The organism is Terribacillus saccharophilus (assembly GCF_002272075.1).
GTDB classification, from domain to species: domain Bacteria; phylum Bacillota; class Bacilli; order Bacillales; family Amphibacillaceae; genus Terribacillus; species Terribacillus saccharophilus_A.
This window is the reverse complement of sequence record NZ_NPBJ01000022.1, coordinates 118,625-136,460: the sequence shown is the minus strand read 5'-3', so window position 1 is coordinate 136,460 and position 17,836 is coordinate 118,625. Positions and strand designations below refer to the sequence as shown.

Annotated in this window: 19 protein-coding genes; 12 read left to right on the top strand and 7 right to left on the bottom strand. The window is 43.4% G+C overall.

Features of this window, described 5'->3' with window-relative positions:
• Positions 1–63 precede the first annotated feature (63 nt).
• The gene (locus tag CHH48_RS11845) at positions 64–1,980 is read left to right on the top strand and encodes a S8 family peptidase (RefSeq protein ID WP_176466417.1); all 1,917 of its coding nucleotides are present in this window, start codon (positions 64–66) and stop codon (positions 1,978–1,980) included.
• 311 nt (positions 1,981–2,291) lie between these two features.
• Here the strand turns inward: CHH48_RS11845 and uvsE are convergent, their stop codons facing one another.
• Positions 2,292–3,248 (bottom strand): UV DNA damage repair endonuclease UvsE, encoded by a 957-nt coding sequence (uvsE, locus tag CHH48_RS11840; RefSeq protein WP_095219139.1) that lies wholly within the window; start codon positions 3,246–3,248, stop codon positions 2,292–2,294.
• A 191-nt stretch (positions 3,249–3,439) separates the two neighbouring features.
• Here uvsE and CHH48_RS11835 point away from each other — a divergent pair, with 191 nt between their 5' ends.
• The 5 genes from CHH48_RS11835 (at position 3,440) to CHH48_RS11815 (ending at position 7,391) form a co-directional block, all read left to right on the top strand.
• Complete coding sequence (locus CHH48_RS11835; protein ID WP_095219140.1) at positions 3,440–3,952, top strand: DUF4178 domain-containing protein; 513 nt, start codon at positions 3,440–3,442, stop codon at positions 3,950–3,952.
• Positions 3,953–3,975: 23 nt separating this feature from the next.
• Entirely contained in the window at positions 3,976–4,644 is a 669-nt protein-coding gene (locus CHH48_RS11830) for a PspA/IM30 family protein (protein ID WP_095219141.1), read from the top strand.
• 96 nt (positions 4,645–4,740) lie between these two features.
• Complete coding sequence (locus CHH48_RS11825; RefSeq protein WP_175073349.1) at positions 4,741–5,391, top strand: DUF4247 domain-containing protein; 651 nt, start codon at positions 4,741–4,743, stop codon at positions 5,389–5,391.
• 26 nt (positions 5,392–5,417) lie between these two features.
• Positions 5,418–5,813 (top strand): DUF350 domain-containing protein, encoded by a 396-nt coding sequence (locus tag CHH48_RS11820; protein ID WP_095219143.1) that lies wholly within the window; start codon positions 5,418–5,420, stop codon positions 5,811–5,813.
• Between the two features lie 27 nt (positions 5,814–5,840).
• On the top strand, positions 5,841–7,391 hold the full coding sequence (locus tag CHH48_RS11815) for a polyamine aminopropyltransferase (RefSeq protein WP_245840360.1): 1,551 nt from the start codon (positions 5,841–5,843) through the stop codon (positions 7,389–7,391).
• On the opposite strand, the gene CHH48_RS11810 is transcribed toward CHH48_RS11815, so the two are convergent.
• Positions 7,385–7,828, bottom strand: coding sequence for an Lrp/AsnC family transcriptional regulator (locus tag CHH48_RS11810; protein WP_095219145.1), 444 nt, complete (start codon positions 7,826–7,828; stop codon positions 7,385–7,387). The two genes, CHH48_RS11815 and CHH48_RS11810, sit on opposite strands and share 7 nt — an antisense overlap.
• A gap of 213 nt (positions 7,829–8,041) precedes the next feature.
• On the opposite strand from CHH48_RS11810, the gene CHH48_RS11805 reads away from it, so the two are divergent.
• The 4 genes from CHH48_RS11805 (at position 8,042) to aguB (ending at position 11,519) form a co-directional block, all read left to right on the top strand.
• Entirely contained in the window at positions 8,042–8,653 is a 612-nt protein-coding gene (locus CHH48_RS11805) for a YitT family protein (protein WP_095219146.1), read from the top strand.
• A gap of 60 nt (positions 8,654–8,713) precedes the next feature.
• Positions 8,714–9,529: a DUF2785 domain-containing protein gene (locus CHH48_RS11800; RefSeq protein WP_095219147.1), complete on the top strand. Its 816-nt coding sequence runs from the start codon at positions 8,714–8,716 to the stop codon at positions 9,527–9,529.
• Positions 9,530–9,606: 77 nt separating this feature from the next.
• Positions 9,607–10,638 (top strand): agmatine deiminase family protein, encoded by a 1,032-nt coding sequence (locus CHH48_RS11795; RefSeq protein WP_095219148.1) that lies wholly within the window; start codon positions 9,607–9,609, stop codon positions 10,636–10,638.
• 5 nt (positions 10,639–10,643) lie between these two features.
• Positions 10,644–11,519, top strand: a complete 876-nt coding sequence (aguB, locus tag CHH48_RS11790; RefSeq protein WP_095219149.1) for an N-carbamoylputrescine amidase — start codon at positions 10,644–10,646, stop codon at positions 11,517–11,519.
• 33 nt (positions 11,520–11,552) lie between these two features.
• Here aguB and CHH48_RS11785 read toward each other — a convergent pair whose 3' ends face one another.
• The 5 genes from CHH48_RS11785 to CHH48_RS11765 form a co-directional block, all read right to left on the bottom strand.
• Complete coding sequence (locus CHH48_RS11785; protein ID WP_095219150.1) at positions 11,553–11,879, bottom strand: YnfA family protein; 327 nt, start codon at positions 11,877–11,879, stop codon at positions 11,553–11,555.
• Positions 11,880–11,957: 78 nt separating this feature from the next.
• Positions 11,958–12,857: an ABC transporter substrate-binding protein gene (locus CHH48_RS11780; protein WP_095267113.1), complete on the bottom strand. Its 900-nt coding sequence runs from the start codon at positions 12,855–12,857 to the stop codon at positions 11,958–11,960.
• A gap of 19 nt (positions 12,858–12,876) precedes the next feature.
• Positions 12,877–13,626 carry an ABC transporter permease gene (locus tag CHH48_RS11775; protein WP_095219152.1) on the bottom strand — a complete coding sequence of 250 codons (750 nt, stop codon included), beginning with the start codon at positions 13,624–13,626 and terminating at the stop codon, positions 12,877–12,879.
• Positions 13,627–13,639: 13 nt separating this feature from the next.
• Positions 13,640–14,611: an ABC transporter ATP-binding protein gene (locus CHH48_RS11770; RefSeq protein ID WP_095219153.1), complete on the bottom strand. Its 972-nt coding sequence runs from the start codon at positions 14,609–14,611 to the stop codon at positions 13,640–13,642.
• A 13-nt stretch (positions 14,612–14,624) separates the two neighbouring features.
• Positions 14,625–15,308 carry an ABC transporter permease gene (locus tag CHH48_RS11765; RefSeq protein ID WP_281252940.1) on the bottom strand — a complete coding sequence of 228 codons (684 nt, stop codon included), beginning with the start codon at positions 15,306–15,308 and terminating at the stop codon, positions 14,625–14,627.
• A gap of 415 nt (positions 15,309–15,723) precedes the next feature.
• On the opposite strand from CHH48_RS11765, the gene CHH48_RS11760 reads away from it, so the two are divergent.
• Both CHH48_RS11760 and CHH48_RS11755 read left to right on the top strand, forming a co-directional pair.
• Entirely contained in the window at positions 15,724–16,743 is a 1,020-nt protein-coding gene (locus CHH48_RS11760) for a PTS transporter subunit IIC (protein ID WP_095219154.1), read from the top strand.
• Between the two features lie 103 nt (positions 16,744–16,846).
• Complete coding sequence (locus CHH48_RS11755; protein WP_245840361.1) at positions 16,847–17,794, top strand: bile acid:sodium symporter family protein; 948 nt, start codon at positions 16,847–16,849, stop codon at positions 17,792–17,794.
• Positions 17,795–17,836 lie beyond the last annotated feature (42 nt).

Below are 17,836 nucleotides of genomic sequence, written 5' to 3'. Positions count from 1 at the left end.
CATGTTTGAATGGTTTCAGCCGATATAAAGGAGAGAATCTACTTAGTTGAGGGGAAACTAGCAATGAATAAGCTTTTGAGAAGAAATGTCGTATTTGTATCACTATTAGTAGGATTGACTTGCTTATTTCCTGTCAATCATTCCTATGCGGAAGAAGAAAAACAAGTCATTGTCGTCTATAAAAATAAACAAGGAGAAGAAGCAGTTCAGGAAAGTGATGCTGCAATAGAGGAGCAGTATGAACAATTATCGGCTGCAGCAATCTCAGCGGATACAGAAACAATTGATGTATTGAAAGAAGATCCTGATATTAAATATGTAGAGCTTGACAGCAAGATTAGTATTTCAACTAGCGATGTGGTTGACAAGTCTAAAACGCCGGTTCTGGACCAATGGAATCTCGCTTCCATTCAGGCTTCAGCAGCTTGGGAAGATGGCTTAACAGGTAAAGGTGTCAAAATCGCCATTATGGATAGTGGAATTTATTCGCATCAGGAATTGCATATAACAGGAGGCTATTCGGCTGTTGATTACACAACATCCTACGAGGATGATGAGGGGTATGGTACTCATGTGGCCGGTATTATTGGTGCAGAGCATGATGAGCATGGAACAGATGGCATAGCACCGGATGCGGATCTTTTTGCTGTTAAAGTGCTGGATGATACAGGGGAAGGATATCTTTCCGATTTGTTAGAAGGAATAAATTGGGCCATTTCGAATAATATGGACATCATTAATCTGAGCATGGGGGCTGCGGATGAAAGTGATGCTCTGGAGGATGCCGTACAAAAAGCTTATCAAGCTGGAATCCTGTTAGTGGCTGCTAGTGGAAATGAAGGAGCTGGTCATCCGCTGGATTATCCTGCTGCTTATGAGTCTGTCATTGCTGTTTCAGCTACCGACTCGAACGACAACATTGCCTCGTTCTCTTCTATTGGTGACAAGGTGGAATTTGCAGCTCCGGGAGCAGATATCCAAAGTACATATCTTGGTTCTGATTATCGGGTGATGAGTGGTACGTCTCAAGCCGCGGCGCATGTTTCGGCCATGCTCGCGTTGTTGAAGCAGCAGTTTCCTGATGATACCAATTTGCAATTGAGGACGCGTCTCCAGCAGTACAGTAAGGATCTGGGACAGGAAGGAAGAGATGCACTCTATGGTTATGGATTGATTCAATTTCCTGCTCCAGTACAAGAGGAAGAGCTTGTCTCAAATGACTCAGGTAGAAGCGAGTCAGAAAATGCAGGAGATGAAGTGAAGGAAGAAAAAGTTACAACTGAGGAATTACGTATTTTGGCAGATGATTTGAAACTGAGAATAGATGAACTGGCAGATTTGTTTGCCGCATACGGCTTCGATTTATACAACTACGATAACCTGAACGAAGTAAATGACATGATTTATCAAAGTATAAATGAAGTGTCTGTTCATTTCCTTTTAGAAAAAGCGGGAATGGATCGAGAGCAGCTTGATCAGCAGCTTGCTGCTGAAGATCTAACGCTTGATGATTTTCATACCCCTGAAGAACTGTCAGCATATATAAAGGAATTTGAACAGCGTATCGAAAACGAGGTAGGTACATCTGAAGGGAATGATGAAGAAGTTAATACAACTCAGGACATTCCCATAACTGATGATCAGACTGATGTGAATCCAATTAATACACCAGTTGAAGCTGACTCTGCTGAAAAGGAGAAAGTTGATTCAGTAACTGTGCTGCAGCAGGTTGACTCTGACGAAAAGGCGAAGATTAATTTACGGACTGTGCAGCAGGCTGACGACTCGAATAGGGAAACAGATGAAATTATTTTTACATATAAATCAGCTGGTAAACCATATCAAGATGACCAACAAGGAAAGCATTTGCCTGATACAGCCTCCCCAATCGGCAATATGATAGTGGCAGGGGGCGTGTTAGCTGTGACGGGTTTGGTACTTTATTTAAGGAACCGAAGGACTAAATTCAGAAGCAAGTAATGTAAGCTATCAATCGGATTATCCAGAAGACTTCGACAAAATGATTGCTGTTTCAGTTTTGACTTAAAAAATAAGATCGCCTCTTTCTCCTCAGTTGGTAGTAAGGTGGAACTATCAGCGCCATTATTATGCGATGATGAGCGGAACCTCCCAAGCAACACCTCATGTATAAGCAATGCTGGCGCTATTAAAGTAATAACTGAATGAAGCGATTAATCAGCTACGCGAATGTATACTGCGCTATAGCAAAGACCTAGGAGCAATTAAATTGAAATGAAAACAGGCATTCCGCTGATGGAATGCCTGTTTTCTTATAATTCTACTGTAGCTTCTCCTATTCTTTTCACACCCCGTATGCGAGCGACATCTTCTGCCAGCTGTAACGCGGCTTTATCCTTCTGTTTTGCTTCAATCATGAAATCCACTGATTGGCCAATTTCTTTTAAATGCTTAATTAAAGGCATCAGGAATTCTACATCCACATAGTCAGCATGACTGCGATATGCCTTCTCTGACTTAGGAGAGGAAGTATGGATTTTTGGTACATGTTTACGGTCTTTCCATGTAGCCATAAAACGCGGGAGAATCTCTTCTAATGGCTCCTCTTCTGTATGATTTGCCATGTAATGATGGATATCGAACATCATTGGGATCTGGTGTCTTTCGCATACCTCCAATGTTTCAGTTGTTGTATACGTCTTGTCGTCGTTCTCCAACGTCATTTGTCTCTTAATCGGATCGGGAAGCTGTTTGATGTTTTCGTGGAAACGCTCCAGGGCAAGTTCTTTGTTTCCATATGCACCGCCGACATGGATGTTGATATATGCTTCGTCTTCTAATCCCATAGCAGTCAGCATATTGTAATGGTATTGCATATCTTTGACAGCATTTGAAGTAATATGCGGTTTATCGCTTGTAAAAAGGGTAAACTGATTCGGATGAAAGCTTACGCGGATGCCGTATTCCCGCACTAGCCGTCCAATCTCCTCATATAAGTCAGTGAAGGGCGAGATATAGTCCCATCCAACTTCTTCGTGAGTCGCGAGTGGCGCAACGGAGGAAGAAAATCGGTAAAGCTTGATTTGATGGGCAATATTATAGTGAAGGATACGGATTGTACGCTCCAGGTTTTCCCTTGTAATTGCTTGCAGCTGTGCCGTTCTTTCTTCTTTTTCTAGCTTCGACCATCTGGCGAATGTCATAGTCTTTGCTGGTGATGCTTCATATAAATTCAATGCAGTAGATACGTAGCCGAAACGGATGATCATACAATTTCTCCTTTGTGACAATCTGTAGCTATTTTCCCCTTCTTTTGACTCTGATAATCCTGTTTTGCGTAGTAAGTCCATGCATGTCCGGCTGTACACCTGTATAATTAGTTATAAGCAGGAAAAAAGTTTGAAACCTTCTGTATCCCTGCACGTATATAAGATACAAGATAAGAGGATGGTGAAAGGTTTTGGGTATTCTTTCCCGTATATTCAAGAAAAAGTCCCCTGAGCGTCCTGCTGTAAGGGAACGTCATGCACTATCCATCCAAGTGGGCGACATCGTCGAATACGATTTGGTCACCTATGAAGTAGTCGGAAAAATCACTTCCCGACAAGGGAACTATGAATGGTTCGATTACCAGCTGGTGGAAGGGGATACGACCATATGGCTATCAGCTGAAATGGATGATGAACTGGAGCTGGGAATATATAAAAAAATCCCGCTATCGGTATCGAAACCATATCCGAAGCAGCTGACGCATGAAGGCCGGACTTACTTCCTTGATGAGCAGGGTGAAGCTAGAGTCGTTGGTGAAGGAAGAAGCCGTAATGTGAACGGCTCGATCGTCCATTTTGCGGATTATTATGATGAGGATGAAGAACATTTCCTTGGCCTTGAAGGCTGGGGGAGCGAAGTTGAAGTCAGCTATGGCTATGAAATCAAACCGCGTGAAATTAAAATCATTGCGGGTTCAAATTAAATTAATTAAAGGAGAGAATTATTATGTTTAAATTTTTTAACCGTGTAAAAACAGTCGTAAACTCAGAATTGAATGCAATGCTGGATAAAGCGGAAGACCCGGTGAAAATGCTGGATCAGTTCATGCGTGACATGGAAGCGGATATTCGTGAAGCGGAAACTGCGGTAGCGAAGCAAATTGCTAATGAAAAGATGCTGAAACGCAAATACGATGATGCCAAGGCTATGGCGGATAAACGTCAGCAACAGGCTGAGACAGCAATCGAAGCTGGTAATGATGATTTAGCACGCCGAGCTTTGGAAGATAAGCAGACACATCAGCAGACAGCTGATTCACTTTACGCATCTTGGGAGCGCGCATCCAGTGATGTTGCGTCCATCCGTCAGAAATTGGATGAAATGAAAAAAGAATATGCTGAAATGAAGCTGAAGAAAGATTCCTTGAAAGCACGTGCGGAATCTGCCAAAACACGTACGAAGATGAACCGTACAATGTCCAATATTGGCAGTGACGAGTCCCGCGGCGGCTTTGAACGTATGGAAGAAAAAGTATTGCAGTATGAAGCAGAAGCTGAGACGAGTGAGGATATGTCCCGATCCAATCGTTCCTTAGATGATGAATTTGCTGCACTTGATAAGAATGGTGTCGACGATGAGTTAGCTGCTTTGAAAAAGAAAATGGGTAAAGAATAAGCAGCCATTGCCATCGGCAGGCAGACCCTTGCGTGAAGCAAGGGTCTTCGTCTGTCTGCTTTACATATGGAAATCGATAAGAAGGGAGGAGCCTTCATGAAATACTGGCTGGCTGGATTTTGCATGGTATTTGTTCTTATTTTGGCTGGGTGCGGTAATTCCGAGGAGCAAACTGCTTCTGTCAGTGATATACCGGATGAACCTGATAAGGAGACAGTTACTTCAGAGTTTGAGAATAGCGTAGGGGAATCAATCGAAACATTGATTGATAATAACTTCTATTTGCTTGATGTTGTTTCCGGTGATAGACGCGGCAGTGCAAATGTATATGCAACGCGCCTTTATACAGTAGACGAATTGGAAGAACTGTTCAAACAAGCCGAAGGACCGGATGAAATCAGCGATAAGAAGAACGGACAGCAGATAATGATTTACGACGATGTCTTCATTACCTTGAAACCGAGTGAGGATGATGAGGATGTCACATTGATAGAAGTAGCGGACCGGACATTTGTGCGGAATAACTACTCACCGAACTATTTAAATACATTCTTTACATTTGCTCTATTGAATTCTCTCTTTGGCAGTAATTGGAGCCAGAACAGAATGGATACTTGTCAGAGCGGCGGCTGTTATGGCGGCTACACGTCGACATATCGGTCGAATGATGATGGCGGTTCGGGCGGCAGCAGTACGAGACGCGGTACGTCTAACTATCGAGGCGGCGGACCAGATGCTGGTAAATAAACAAACCTATAAGGAGGCATAGAATCATGAATCCATTTTTATCGACTTTTCTATACTTTATCATTGCAGTTGTGATCGTTATCATCGGTCTTATCATTTTTGAGCTGATCACACATAAATACAAGGACTGGGAAGAAATTGAAAAGGGCAATACAGCTGTGGCTTTATCGATTGGCGGTAAGATCATTGGAATCTGTCTTGTACTGTCATTCTCCATTTATCACAGCAGTGAACTTTGGGAAACACTTATCTGGGGCGCGTATGGTGTCGTTCTGCAGATGATTGCCTACTTCGTATTTGAGGGTGTGACACGGCGTTTTTCTGTTCAATCCAAGCTGAAAGAAAACAATGTCGCAGTTGGGATTATTTCTTTAGCTGTTTCAATTGGTCTTGGGTTCGTCATCGGGGCGTCCATTACGTAAGCTAAAAGAAGTTCGGAGATGAAAGACATGCAGCAGAAAGTAACAAATAAAACCTCATTCATTTATTGGGCTTCCGGTATCGTTTCCATTTGCGGTATTATATTTGAAGTCTTGTTCGGGGCTCTTGGGTCCTATATTCTCGGAGATGGTGTGAAGCAATATACACTCACCATCTCTTTGTTTTTGACTGGTATGGGTATTGGCGCCAGCATAAGTGAACGTGTGACGAAACGACTTATTCTCGCATTCATTTATATCGAATTCTTTGTAGCTTTGATTGGTGGCTTTTCGAGTTTTACTATGTTTGGGATCACAGCATACACTCCTGACGGAACAGATGCGTTCTATCTCTATTTCGTCACCATTATCGTTGGAGCGCTTACCGGAGTAGAGCTGCCGATTCTCATTAGGAAAGCGAATGAGATCGGGGAGACAATTGGCCGCAGTACAGCAAGAGTACTTTTCAGTGATTATGCAGGCGGTCTTATTGGTGGGCTGCTTTTCGCCTTCTTGCTGCGCCCGCAGTTCGGAATCGTCAAATCAGCTTTTTTAGTTGGCCTAGTCAATTTAATAGTGGCACTGGTCGTCCTTTGGTTATTCCGGGAAGAAGTGAAGCGGGTTGTACTGCACGCTACAGTCGGTATAATCATCGGAATTCTGCTCATACTTGGTGTTTTTTTTGGAGAAGCAACTGCATTTTCATTTGAGCAGAAGCTTTACGAGGATCCAATCATTCACATGGAACAAAGCCAATATCAGAAAATCATTCTAACCCAGGATGGAGATGATTTGCGGCTGTATTTGAATGGCGGATTACAGTTTAGTTCGTTCGATCAGCATCGCTACCATGATGCACTTGTACACCCGGTTATGTCACAAGCTAAACAGCATGAACACGTTCTCATACTTGGGGGAGGGGATGGCTTAGCGGCGAATGAGATTCTGAAATATGATGATGTTCAGGATATTACCCTAGTTGACCTCGACCCTGCTGTTACAGAAATGGCTGAGACGGAGCCGAGGTTGCTCGACTTGAACAATCGCTCGCTGCTTAATGACAAAGTCACCATCCATAATCAGGATGCCTTTACTTACTTAAAGGAAACGGACCAGGTCTATGATGTCATCATCGTCGATTTGCCTGATCCGAATGATGAGAGTTTGAACAAGCTGTATACCGAGGAATTCTACTCTTTAGTGCGCAATCACATGCATCCAGAGGGAGCGATGATCGTTCAGGCAACAAGTCCGGTGTTCGCAACTGAATCCTATTGGACAATAGACGAAACAATTCGTGCAACAGGGTTGGAAACGGAAAATTTACATCTGGATGTGCCGAGTTTTGGCAACTGGGGATTTGTTATGGCTAGCAGGAATTCAATCGATCCAGAAAATCTTGACGTTACCGTACCAACCGAATACTTAAAGTCGTCTATGATTCCTGGAATGACAGAATTCGGAAAGGATGAGGATAAGGAAATCACCAATGCAGATGGAGAGAAAGTAACACTGCGTCCCAATACATTGGTTGATCCTCATTTGATTGAAATCTATCAACAGGAATGGAAGCATTACTGATCTTCCCTAGGCAGCAATGCCCGGTAAGCTACCGGAGATGTCAGCACAGTTGATGTATTGAATGCCCCATATGGAATCAGCCGATCGATCAATTCCCGCATGCCATTCATGTCAGGGACTGCTGCCTTCAGCAAATAATTGATCGGTCCGGTCACCCGGTGGCATTCAAGCACAGCTTCTTCTTTTGCAATCAGATTTTCAAACTCCAAATGAGGAATCTTCAATTCACTAACCTGGATGAACAGCAAAATATCCAGTCCAACCTTCGCATGCGCTACTCGGGCTGTGTAATGCTCGATGACACCGCGCTCCTCAAGCCTTGCTATCCGTTCTGAAACGCTCGGTCTGCTCAGTGCAAGCTTCTTGGATAATTCGCTTATTGTTATCCTCCCATCATGCTGCAGTAGCTCCAGCAGTGTACGATCGATGTGGTCCATATTTGTTCTCCTTTCACATTGCAGGTGATCCCTGCATATAATTTTCATTATGAAACCCGAATCATGATATTGCCTGCAAATATCTATTCATTTCTTATGTTATTTATTCTAACATAGAAAGTGAATAAACAGGATGTCGTGATTTTAAACGCTCATATTGTCAATTGCGGGCGTGTTTCAACATGGATTTTAACTTGGAGAGGAGCAATTCGTTTGCCGCAAAAGTATCTTAAAATTATTCTCGGCTGTTTCCTGGCCAGTATTGGTCTGTATATGCTCAAAAGCGCTGAGCTGGTGACAGGAGGAACAGCAGGGCTTTCCTTAGGATTATCATATCTAATGTCTATGCCTTTCGGTGTCGTCTTCTTTATTATCAACATACCATTCTATATCTTTTCATTTATCAATATGGGTTGGCGTTTTACGGTAACTACAATTCTATCCGTATCAATCCTGACGTTATTCTCATTTCTCCATCCGTTTTATCCCGCTATTGAACTGCCGGGCATCGTTTCAGCTGTGGCTGGCGGCCTGATTATCGGATTTGGCTTGATCATCCTTTTTGCGAACCAAGCATCATTAGGAGGAGCCAATATCCTCGCTTTGTTCCTGCAGAAACGTTTCGGAACAAATCCTGGAACAATCAACTTTATCTTTGATTTCTGTGTTGTTATGGTCAGTCTTTATTCAGTAGGTCTTATCAAAGGTATCTATTCCATTGTGTCCATAGCAGTTACTTCATTTGTTATCAGCTACTTCAAAGAGAAGTTCGCTAAACCATTACCAAAACCGAATGCAGTACCAGTTGCGCAAGCAGCAGAGTGAACGAAGGAGAAATCCTTCGTTTTTTAATGGTATAATTTGGTTCGTGAGGGGGATGGTGGAATGGAAAGAGAAGCCTTGAAACAAAAGCTTACAGAACTAGCTGAAACCGAAAAAACATCAACTCATATAGAGGGTTTATTATTTTCTATGCTGCCGTATATCGGTGATCTGGATCCAATATTACGTGATAGGTTGATTTATGGATTGGCGAACAAATGGATAACACAAGGACTAGTTTCGCCAAGCGTGATGAATCAAATTCTGGATGAGCTCCTGACAGAACGATACCTTTATAAAAAAGAAAAATACACTAGAAGTTTTACAACACTATGGATTGCAGCTATTCTTTATCGCCATAGAAAGGAAGCATTTCTGTCTGCGGACGCAATTGAACGAGTCTTCCAAGCGCTTCTCACCTATTTCCAGCAGGAGACTGTTGGAGAAGGTTATGATGAAACATACGGATGGGTTCATACGTTAGCGCATGCTGCTGATGCACTGGATGAACTGATTCAATTAGCTGAACTGACAAATGATCAGCGTCAGACAGTTGCTGGGGAGATTATTAACAAGATGGCATTCCCGTATTATGTCCTTTCACATGAAGAGGACGAGCGTATGACGATTGCGATTCATTCTGCTTTACGGAATGGATTGTCACCGGATATAGTTGGATGCATGGTAAAGGAAAAGGCATCTGAAGTAATTGCCTTCTGGCCTGAAGTCACCGAAGCGAACCTGCATATCCGTGCGAATTATAAGCAGTTCATCCGCAGCCTTTACTTTTGTCTATCTGACTTCCCATCCCTGAAGAAAACGTTACACGGATGTGAACAGTTATTTTCTGCTATCTATCATAAAAAGCCTTCATCCTGATTGTTGTTCAGGTACTTTTGTTATATGATATTCCGGAAAGTCTGTTTTAAAGAATCTATAATAAAGAGTGATGCGAAATGGAAAAACATTTAATATATACAATGCCTCCTGAATGGGAGAAACATGAGCGTACGCTGATCAGCTGGCCTGTGAAAGATTCTATGGTCTACCCAGAGGATTGGGAAACTGTTTGTAATGGTTATGCAGAACTAATTCTTGCGATTGCAGAATTCGAGCCAATCACTGTATTAGTAAATGCAAAGGATCACGATGCTGCAGCTGCTTATGTAGGACAAGATGAAAATGTAACATTACTTGAGGTTTCTCATAACGATGCATGGCTTCGAGATAACGGTCCGACATTCGTCCGAGATGGAGCTGGCAAATTGGCTGGTGTGAACTGGCGTTTTAATGCATGGGGTGAAAAATACTTCCCTTGGGATCTAGATGATGCGGTAGCTCCGGCTGTTTTGGATCACTTTGGCGTGAAGCAACTGGATGCACCATTAGTGTTAGAAGGTGGATCCATTCACGTAGACGGGGAAGGGACACTGATTACTACAGAGGAATGTCTCTTAAATCCGAATCGCAACTCAGATCTTTCTAAGGAGGATATCGAAGTATACCTTCGTCAATATCTCGGCATTGAGAAAGTGATTTGGCTGAAACGTGGTGTAGCTGGGGACGAAACGGATGGACATGTCGATAATATCGCTTCCTTTGCTGCACCAGGTAAACTGCTGCTGCAAGTGACAGATGACCCTGAAGACGAGAATTATGAAATCACCCAAGAGAATCTTCGCATTCTCGATGAAACCAAGGATGCAAGAGGACGTCAGATTGAAGTCATCGCTATCCAGCAGCCGCCGAAGGCTACCTGGAACGATACGCGTTTGACATTGAGTTATATCAATTTCTATTTTGTAAATGGAGGTATCATCCTTCCTGTTTTCGGTAATACAGCAACAGGAACGGATGAGCGGGCAATCAAGCTGCTGCAAGAGCAGTACCCGGATCGCCGAATTCGTACAATTGATGGACTAGCTATCATCAAAGAGGGCGGAAATGTGCATTGTACAACACAGCAGATGCCTGCAGTGAAGGAGTGAAGTAATTGAGAAAGGTAACATTAGCAGCAACACAGATGGCGTGTTCCAGTGTCGTGGAGGAGAATATCGCGAACGCTGAGAAGCTTGTACGCCAAGCAGCAGCTCAAGGTGCGAATGTCATCCTGCTGCAGGAGTTGTTTGAAACACCATACTTCTGTCAAAAGGAAAAGCCTGCTTACTATGCGTTTGCTACAGAACTGGATCAAAACAAAGCAGTGCAGCATTTTAAGCAAGTAGCGAAGGAGCTTGGAGTAGTACTGCCGATCAGCTTCTATGAGAAAAAGAACAATGCGAACTATAATACAGTAGCCATGATCGATGCCGATGGCTCTGTGCTTGGTATCTATCGAAAAACACATATTCCTGATGGACCTGGTTATGAAGAGAAATATTACTTCTCACCTGGGGACACTGGTTTCAAAGTGTGGGAGACGAAATTCGGAAAGATAGGCGTGGGCATTTGCTGGGATCAGTGGTTCCCGGAAGCAGCGCGCAGCATGGCGCTTCAAGGAGCAGAAATCCTGCTGTATCCAACAGCGATCGGCTCAGAGCCTGAGGATGCTAGCATTGACTCGAAGGATCATTGGCAAATGTGCATGCGCGGACATGCAGCAACCAATCTAATGCCTGTTTTAGCATCAAACCGGATTGGCGTGGAAACCGACGAAGATTCCTCTATTACGTTCTATGGTTCTTCCTTTATCGCTGGACCGCAAGGGAACTTGCTTGCGGAAGCAGGACGCACAGAAGAAGAGATCTTGACTGCTACATTCGATTTGGATGAGCTGTCTATGCAGCGTGTGGAATGGGGATTATTCCGTGACCGCCGTCCGTCGATGTACCGTAATATCTTGAGCTCCGATGGCTCAACAACTGTATAGAACGAAAGCTGCCAGCATAAGCTGGCAGCTTTTTTAATGTCGCGGTGCCCAAAGCATAACCGCGACACCTGCTATACATAATCCGGCACCAATCCAGTCATACATATCCGGTGTTTCCTTGTCAATGAACCATCCCCATAGGATGGACAATACAATGAAAACACCTCCATATGCTGCATATACACGACCAAATGAAGGGAAGGTCTGGAAAGTGGCAATCACTCCGTACATAACCAAGGCAATGCCGCCGAGAAAACCAAGATAGCCAGGGCGGCCATCACGCAGCCACATCCAGATCAAGTACCCTCCGCCAATTTCAGCAATACCTGCGAGCAGGAAAATGAGAATCGATAATAACATTCTTTCGTCTCCTAGTATGTAATACATCTATGGTAGCGCAAGATACATACAAAAAACGACCCTGTCCGGGTCGTTTTTTCAGTCCTTGAGTAAATTATTTTCGTCGAGGAAGTCCTTGGCTACACGTTCTACACTCTTTTGCTCAATATCTACTTGGTAGTTCAATTCACGCAAGGTATCCTCTGTCAGGGCATTCTGGAGCGGTTCCAGTAATTCTGTCAGTTCAGGATACTCATCCAGAGTTTCCTGATTGATGGTGGCTGCATAATTGTAGGAAGGGAAAAACTTCTGATCATCTTCCAATATTTTCAGATCCATTGAATTAATCTGGGGATCGGTTACAAAAGCCTGGGTGACGTCGATTTCATCATTTCCTAATGCTGTGTAATATAAACCGATTTCCATTTCGCGGATATTGGAGTCAGGAACTTTGAATCCATAATGCTCTTCTAATCCGGGCATTCCATCTCTCCGATTTCTAAATTCCGTCTCCATCCCGAATCGGAGATCTTCCGGGTTTTCTTTATCATAAGCTGCCAAATCACTTAAAGTCTCTATGCCTAATTCATCGGCTTTGTCACGTTCCATCACCAATGCATAAGTATTGTTAGCATCAGTTAAGTTTGTCCAGGCAATGCCGTTATTCTTATCCAATTCCTTAACCTTTTGCATCGCTTCATCTTTATCTGCAATCGGCTCTTGATCCAAATAGGTGACAAGTGCTGTACCAACATACTCCCATGACATATCGACTTGGCGCGTTTCGATCGCTTGACGCATAGCGGAGGAGCCTAGATTTTGAATTTCTTCGACATTATAACCGTTATCTTCTAATATGAAGGCCGTCATTTTGGCTATTACGAGCTGCTCAGTAAAAGTTTTTGCTCCTACGGTAATACTTTTCCCACCAGGTCCGCAAGAGCTTAGTACGACAAGCAGAGCCATTAAGAAGGCGAATAGAGTTAATCGTTTTCTCATGAATTCAGGTATCCTTTCCTTACGAATTTTGTGCTTTTCTGGCAAGTCGGAGTCCTTTTGGCACTAAACCAAACTGCAGCCACTTGAAAAGATAGTCAATCACGATGGCAAGCAGAGTGACGGGAACTGCTCCAGACATTAAGAAAGCATTATCGAAGAGACGGATACCAGTGAAAATCCATACACCCAGACCGCCAGCACCAATTAGATAAGCAAGTGCAGCTGTTCCGATATTGATGACCAATGCTGTACGCACTCCTGCAATAATGGAGGTGAGTGCATTCGGCAGTTCTATTTTCCAAAGGATCTGCGCATTGGTTAGTCCCATGCCTTTGGCTGCATCAATCATGTTTTCATCAACGGAATCAAGGCCAGCTATCGTATTTTGCAAAATAGGCAGCAGGGAATAGACGAATAAGGCAACTACTGCTGCGCTGATTCCAATACCTAGGAAGCCCATGGCTAATGCAAGTACAGCTAAGCTTGGAATCGTCTGCCCAAGATTTGCGATACCTACGATCAGCCATTCAGATTTACGGAACTTAGGCCGTGTAACGAAGATGCCTAGTGGTACTGCAAGCAGCACAGCAGCAGCTCCTGAAAGGAGTACAATCGTAATATGCTCACCGAGTAAACGTAGGAAAGTATCCGGCTGTTCCCAGATTTTGCTGAACATATTGTTAGCGAATGCCCAAACAAAGAAAGCGATGAGCAGTGCCCAGAAGATAAGCTTGATAATCAAGGCGATGGTTTTGTTTGTCCTATCCATGATTACAGCCCCCTCAGACGCTCTCCTTGATCTCACGGTGTAAGAACTGCTCGATCAAGTCTAAAGTAATACTTCCTTTGCGCGTGCCATTGTCGTTCTCTACAATCAGCTGATCAGCTTCCTGGTTTAAGATCTTCGATATAGCCACTCGCAAGGAAAGGTTCTCGTTGATATTCTGAGAATCAGGAGATTCCATCACAGGCTTTAGTGTCAGTGCATTTGCAAGATCTCTCACTGTATACAGACTCATGCTCTTCAGCACACGGTCCTGACCGACAAACTCTGCAACAAAGCTGTTGGCTGGTTTGTTAAGCATTTTTGCTGGTTCCGCGTATTGCATCATTTTTCCGCCTTTAAGAAGCGCAATCTTATCTGCCATCTTGACTGCTTCATCAATGTCATGGCTGACAAAGAGTATGGTTTTCTTTAGTTCCTTCTGAATTTGCAGGAATTCCTCCTGAAGGTGAGTACGGATGATTGGATCAAGTGCGCCGAATGGTTCATCCATAAGCATAACTGGTGGATCTGCTGCCAAAGCACGGGCTACGCCGACACGCTGCTGCTGTCCTCCGGAAAGCTCATGTGGGTATCGTTTCCGATATTCATCAGGTTTCAAGCCTACAAGTTCCATTAGCATATTGAAGCGATCACGCATTTTTTTTCTGTCCCAGCCGAGCAGGTTCGGAACAATCATTGCATTATCCTCGATGTTCATATTGGGGAATAGTCCGTTTGATTGAATGACGTACCCAATATTGCGGCGCATTTCAATTTTATTGGAATGCCGCACGCTCTTGCCGTTGAGCATGATATCGCCGTCAGTAATGCTCTCCAGCTGGTTCACCATCCGAAGCAAAGTCGTCTTTCCGCAGCCGGAAGGACCTAGCATGATAACCAGTTCACCATCTTCGACCGTAAAATTCATATTTTCAATAGCTTTCACATTGCCGTTGTATACCTTTGTTACATCGTTAAAATGTATCATAATGTCACCCTTATTATTTTTTAACACCCTTAGGCGTAAATATATTTTCGATTAAGCGAAGGAACAAATCAGCAATCAATGCTAAAACAGCAACCGCAATTGCTCCTGCCAGGATCATCGTATTGTTCGTACGAAGGATTCCTTGATAGATAATGCCTCCCAGACCTCCAGCACCGATTAATGTAGCGATGGCACCGACACCGATATTTAGAACGGTAGCAGTACGGATACCAGCCATTATTAATGGCATGGCGTTTGGAAGCTCCACTTTGTAGAGACGCTGGAATGTAGTCAGTCCAATACCATTTGCAGCGTCGCGAAGATCAGGATCGACATTGCTGATAGCTGTGTACGTATTCCGGATGATCGGCAGCTGTGAGTAAAGTACAAGTGCGATGACAGCCGGTAACGTACCGATTCCTTCGTTTATGAGTGAAAGAATTGGAATCATGATTCCAAATAAAGCGAGGCTTGGAATAGTCATCATGATAGAAGCAATTTGGAGAATAGTGGAGGCTGCGTATTTATTGACGGAGCAATAAATACCTAATGGGACACCGATCACAATCGCGATGATAATGGCTAAACCAACAAGTTTGATGTGATCCCATGTATATCCAAGTATAAATGTAAAATTACTAGTGAAATAATCGATTAAATCCGTAATGGGAGGGCACCTCCTAAATTTGTCATGCAAAGGTTCTTGTCAGACTTTTGCTACCTATTGTTATACCCAGATAAACCAACATCCTAACATGAAAAAATAACCATTACAAAGATAGGATTAACTTATAACACTAAGTATGGTGGAGTAAACAGGAGGAAAATAGGCTTGAGGGTAGCTGAGCATTGTAAATCAAGGGATTTCCTTCTCGACATAAGCTTAAAGTTTTGACTAAGGAAAAATATAAAAAAACTGAAAATTAAATAACATTATAAAAAATATATTTACTTCCTCCTAAAAATGATGGTAGTATATCTAAATACTAATATGTACTCATTTAATATGTACAAGATTGTAAGGAGTCACGCCCTTATATACAAAAAAAGAGAGAATGGAATGCTGAATAGTCAGAATTTAATAACTATTTAGTGGAGAGGGAGCGAGAAGAATGAAGGAATACTTTATCGAACGAATGTACAAAGCATCACAAGGAATGGCGAATGCAGTCCTCGTGACCCTCGGTATTGGTTTATTAATGGAGACTTTTGGTGAATTTTTAAACTGGCCAACATTAATTGCTGTCGGTACTGTTGCAAAAGCGTTGTTAGCACCAGCCTTAGGGGCAGGAATAGCTGTTCAGCTAGGCGGTAATACGTTAGTTGTCTTCAGTGCTATGATCAGTGCGACTATCGGCGGAGCTGCAATGACTGTAGGCGATGACGGTTTACTGACATCGATGGTCTCAGGACAGCCAATCAGTGCTGTGCTTGCTGCTGTCGTTGCAACATTTGTAGGAAAACGGGTAGCAGGGAAGACACCGCTTGATATGATGGCTATCCCATTTGCAGCAGTACTTGTAGGAGGGATCGCTGGAGCGGGACTTGCTGCCGTTACAACTCCGCTGCTGACATGGATGAGCGGACAGATTACCAACTCTGTTACTGGCTCACCGCTGCTAGCATCTATTGTCATTTCGTTAGTATGGAGTATTTTGTTGATGACCCCGGCGTCTTCAGCAGCATTGGCTATTGCACTGCAGCTGGATCCGGTATCCAGTGCGGCAGCTTTGATTGGTTGTACGGCACAATTTGTCGGATTCACATTCATGAGTATCCGTCAGAACGATTTAGGTGGTTTCCTGGCACAGTTCGTCATTACACCAAAAGTACAATTTCCTAACTTAATAAAGAATCCAGCACTCGTCATCCCGCCATTTGTAGCGGCAGTTGTTTGTGCACCGATTGCAACAGTGCTGCTAGGTTTTACAACATCCTACGAACTGGCAGGATTGGGTTTGAATTCATTCATTGCCCCGCTTAATATCTTGGCCAGCCAAGGCTGGGAAGCTTTCTTGATCTACTTAGTAACAGGCGTTATCATGCCTCTGATCATTTCACTTGGCCTTTATCATGTGATGAAATCGATTGGATGGGCTAAGGTCGGCGATTTGCGTATGGAAATTCAATAATAAAAGCCGCAGCTTAAAGCTGCGGTTTTTATTTATCATACAGCTATGAATATTATTGATATACTGATGGGAGATACAAAATTAGAAAGAAGGATATCCTTCCATGGATCAACTGAATCGTGTACTTGCAAGATACATGCCTTTTCTGACCCCGGCAAGCGTACTGGCAGGTTTTCTCTTCGCGGATTTTCTCCATTATGGTGAAGCATTGGTACCTTGGATATTTGCATGTATGACATTCGCAGGAAGCCTATCAGCCAATTTCAACAGTCTGCTGCATGCTGTTAAAAGGCCAGGACCGATGCTGCTTGCTTTTGGCGTGCTTCATTTCATCATGCCTTTGATTGCACTTGGTTTAGGTCACGTGTTCTTTTCTGGAGATGTAAACACGATCACGGGGCTTGTGCTGCTGACGGCCATTCCGACTGGTATTACTGCATTTGTCTGGGTTGCCATGCAGAAAGGAGATATAGGTCTTACGTTGTCGACAATACTCTTAGGAACATTGCTTTCTCCTATGCTAGTTCCTTTGATCTTGCATTTCTTAGTCGGAGGAGACGTCCAGCTGGACATATTACCGATGATGGAAGGCTTATTATGGATGATTGTCATTCCTTCGATAGCAGGCATGCTTGTCAATCAACTCTGCAGCAAAAGCGTTACAAGCACATTGAGTAAGAACCTGGCACCATTTTCAAAGATTGGCCTCATGGCTGTCGTTTCCATTAATGCTTCCGTAGTCGCACCTTATTTGAAGGGAATGGATATGACAGTCTTAGGAATTGTGTTGCTTGTATTCTGTTTATCCTTCTGTGGCTATCTGCTAAGCTGGCTGCTCGGAAAATTATTCCGTTACGATAGAACCGAGATTGTCAGTGTAACCTTTATTGGGGGGATGCGGAATATCAGCGCGGGTGTGGTCCTTGCTGTGAGTTTTTTTCCAGCTCCTGTCGCTATCCCTGTTGTCATTGGAATGCTGTTTCAGCAGGTATTGGCTGCAGTATTCACTAGCCTCCTGAAAAAATATGAACCGCAGCAAGCAGCTGCTTAAAAGAAGACCGTTCGACGGTCTTCTTTTCTTATGTTGGAAATG

Bases quoted from the DNA above. Each gene is read 5' to 3' on its own strand.
- CHH48_RS11845 (WP_176466417.1), top strand. From the start codon at position 64: ATGAATAAGCTTTTGAGAAGAAATGTCGTATTTGTATCACTATTAGTA.
- uvsE (WP_095219139.1), bottom strand. From the start codon at position 3,248: ATGATCATCCGTTTCGGCTACGTATCTACTGCATTGAATTTATATGAA.
- CHH48_RS11830 (WP_095219141.1), top strand. From the start codon at position 3,976: ATGTTTAAATTTTTTAACCGTGTAAAAACAGTCGTAAACTCAGAATTG.
- CHH48_RS11825 (WP_175073349.1), top strand. From the start codon at position 4,741: ATGAAATACTGGCTGGCTGGATTTTGCATGGTATTTGTTCTTATTTTG.
- CHH48_RS11820 (WP_095219143.1), top strand. From the start codon at position 5,418: ATGAATCCATTTTTATCGACTTTTCTATACTTTATCATTGCAGTTGTG.
- CHH48_RS11815 (WP_245840360.1), top strand. From the start codon at position 5,841: ATGCAGCAGAAAGTAACAAATAAAACCTCATTCATTTATTGGGCTTCC.
- CHH48_RS11810 (WP_095219145.1), bottom strand. From the start codon at position 7,828: ATGGACCACATCGATCGTACACTGCTGGAGCTACTGCAGCATGATGGG.
- CHH48_RS11800 (WP_095219147.1), top strand. From the start codon at position 8,714: ATGGAAAGAGAAGCCTTGAAACAAAAGCTTACAGAACTAGCTGAAACC.
- CHH48_RS11795 (WP_095219148.1), top strand. From the start codon at position 9,607: ATGGAAAAACATTTAATATATACAATGCCTCCTGAATGGGAGAAACAT.
- CHH48_RS11785 (WP_095219150.1), bottom strand. From the start codon at position 11,879: ATGTTATTATCGATTCTCATTTTCCTGCTCGCAGGTATTGCTGAAATT.
- CHH48_RS11780 (WP_095267113.1), bottom strand. From the start codon at position 12,857: ATGAGAAAACGATTAACTCTATTCGCCTTCTTAATGGCTCTGCTTGTC.
- CHH48_RS11775 (WP_095219152.1), bottom strand. From the start codon at position 13,626: ATGGATAGGACAAACAAAACCATCGCCTTGATTATCAAGCTTATCTTC.
- CHH48_RS11770 (WP_095219153.1), bottom strand. From the start codon at position 14,611: ATGATACATTTTAACGATGTAACAAAGGTATACAACGGCAATGTGAAA.
- CHH48_RS11760 (WP_095219154.1), top strand. From the start codon at position 15,724: ATGAAGGAATACTTTATCGAACGAATGTACAAAGCATCACAAGGAATG.
- CHH48_RS11755 (WP_245840361.1), top strand. From the start codon at position 16,847: ATGGATCAACTGAATCGTGTACTTGCAAGATACATGCCTTTTCTGACC.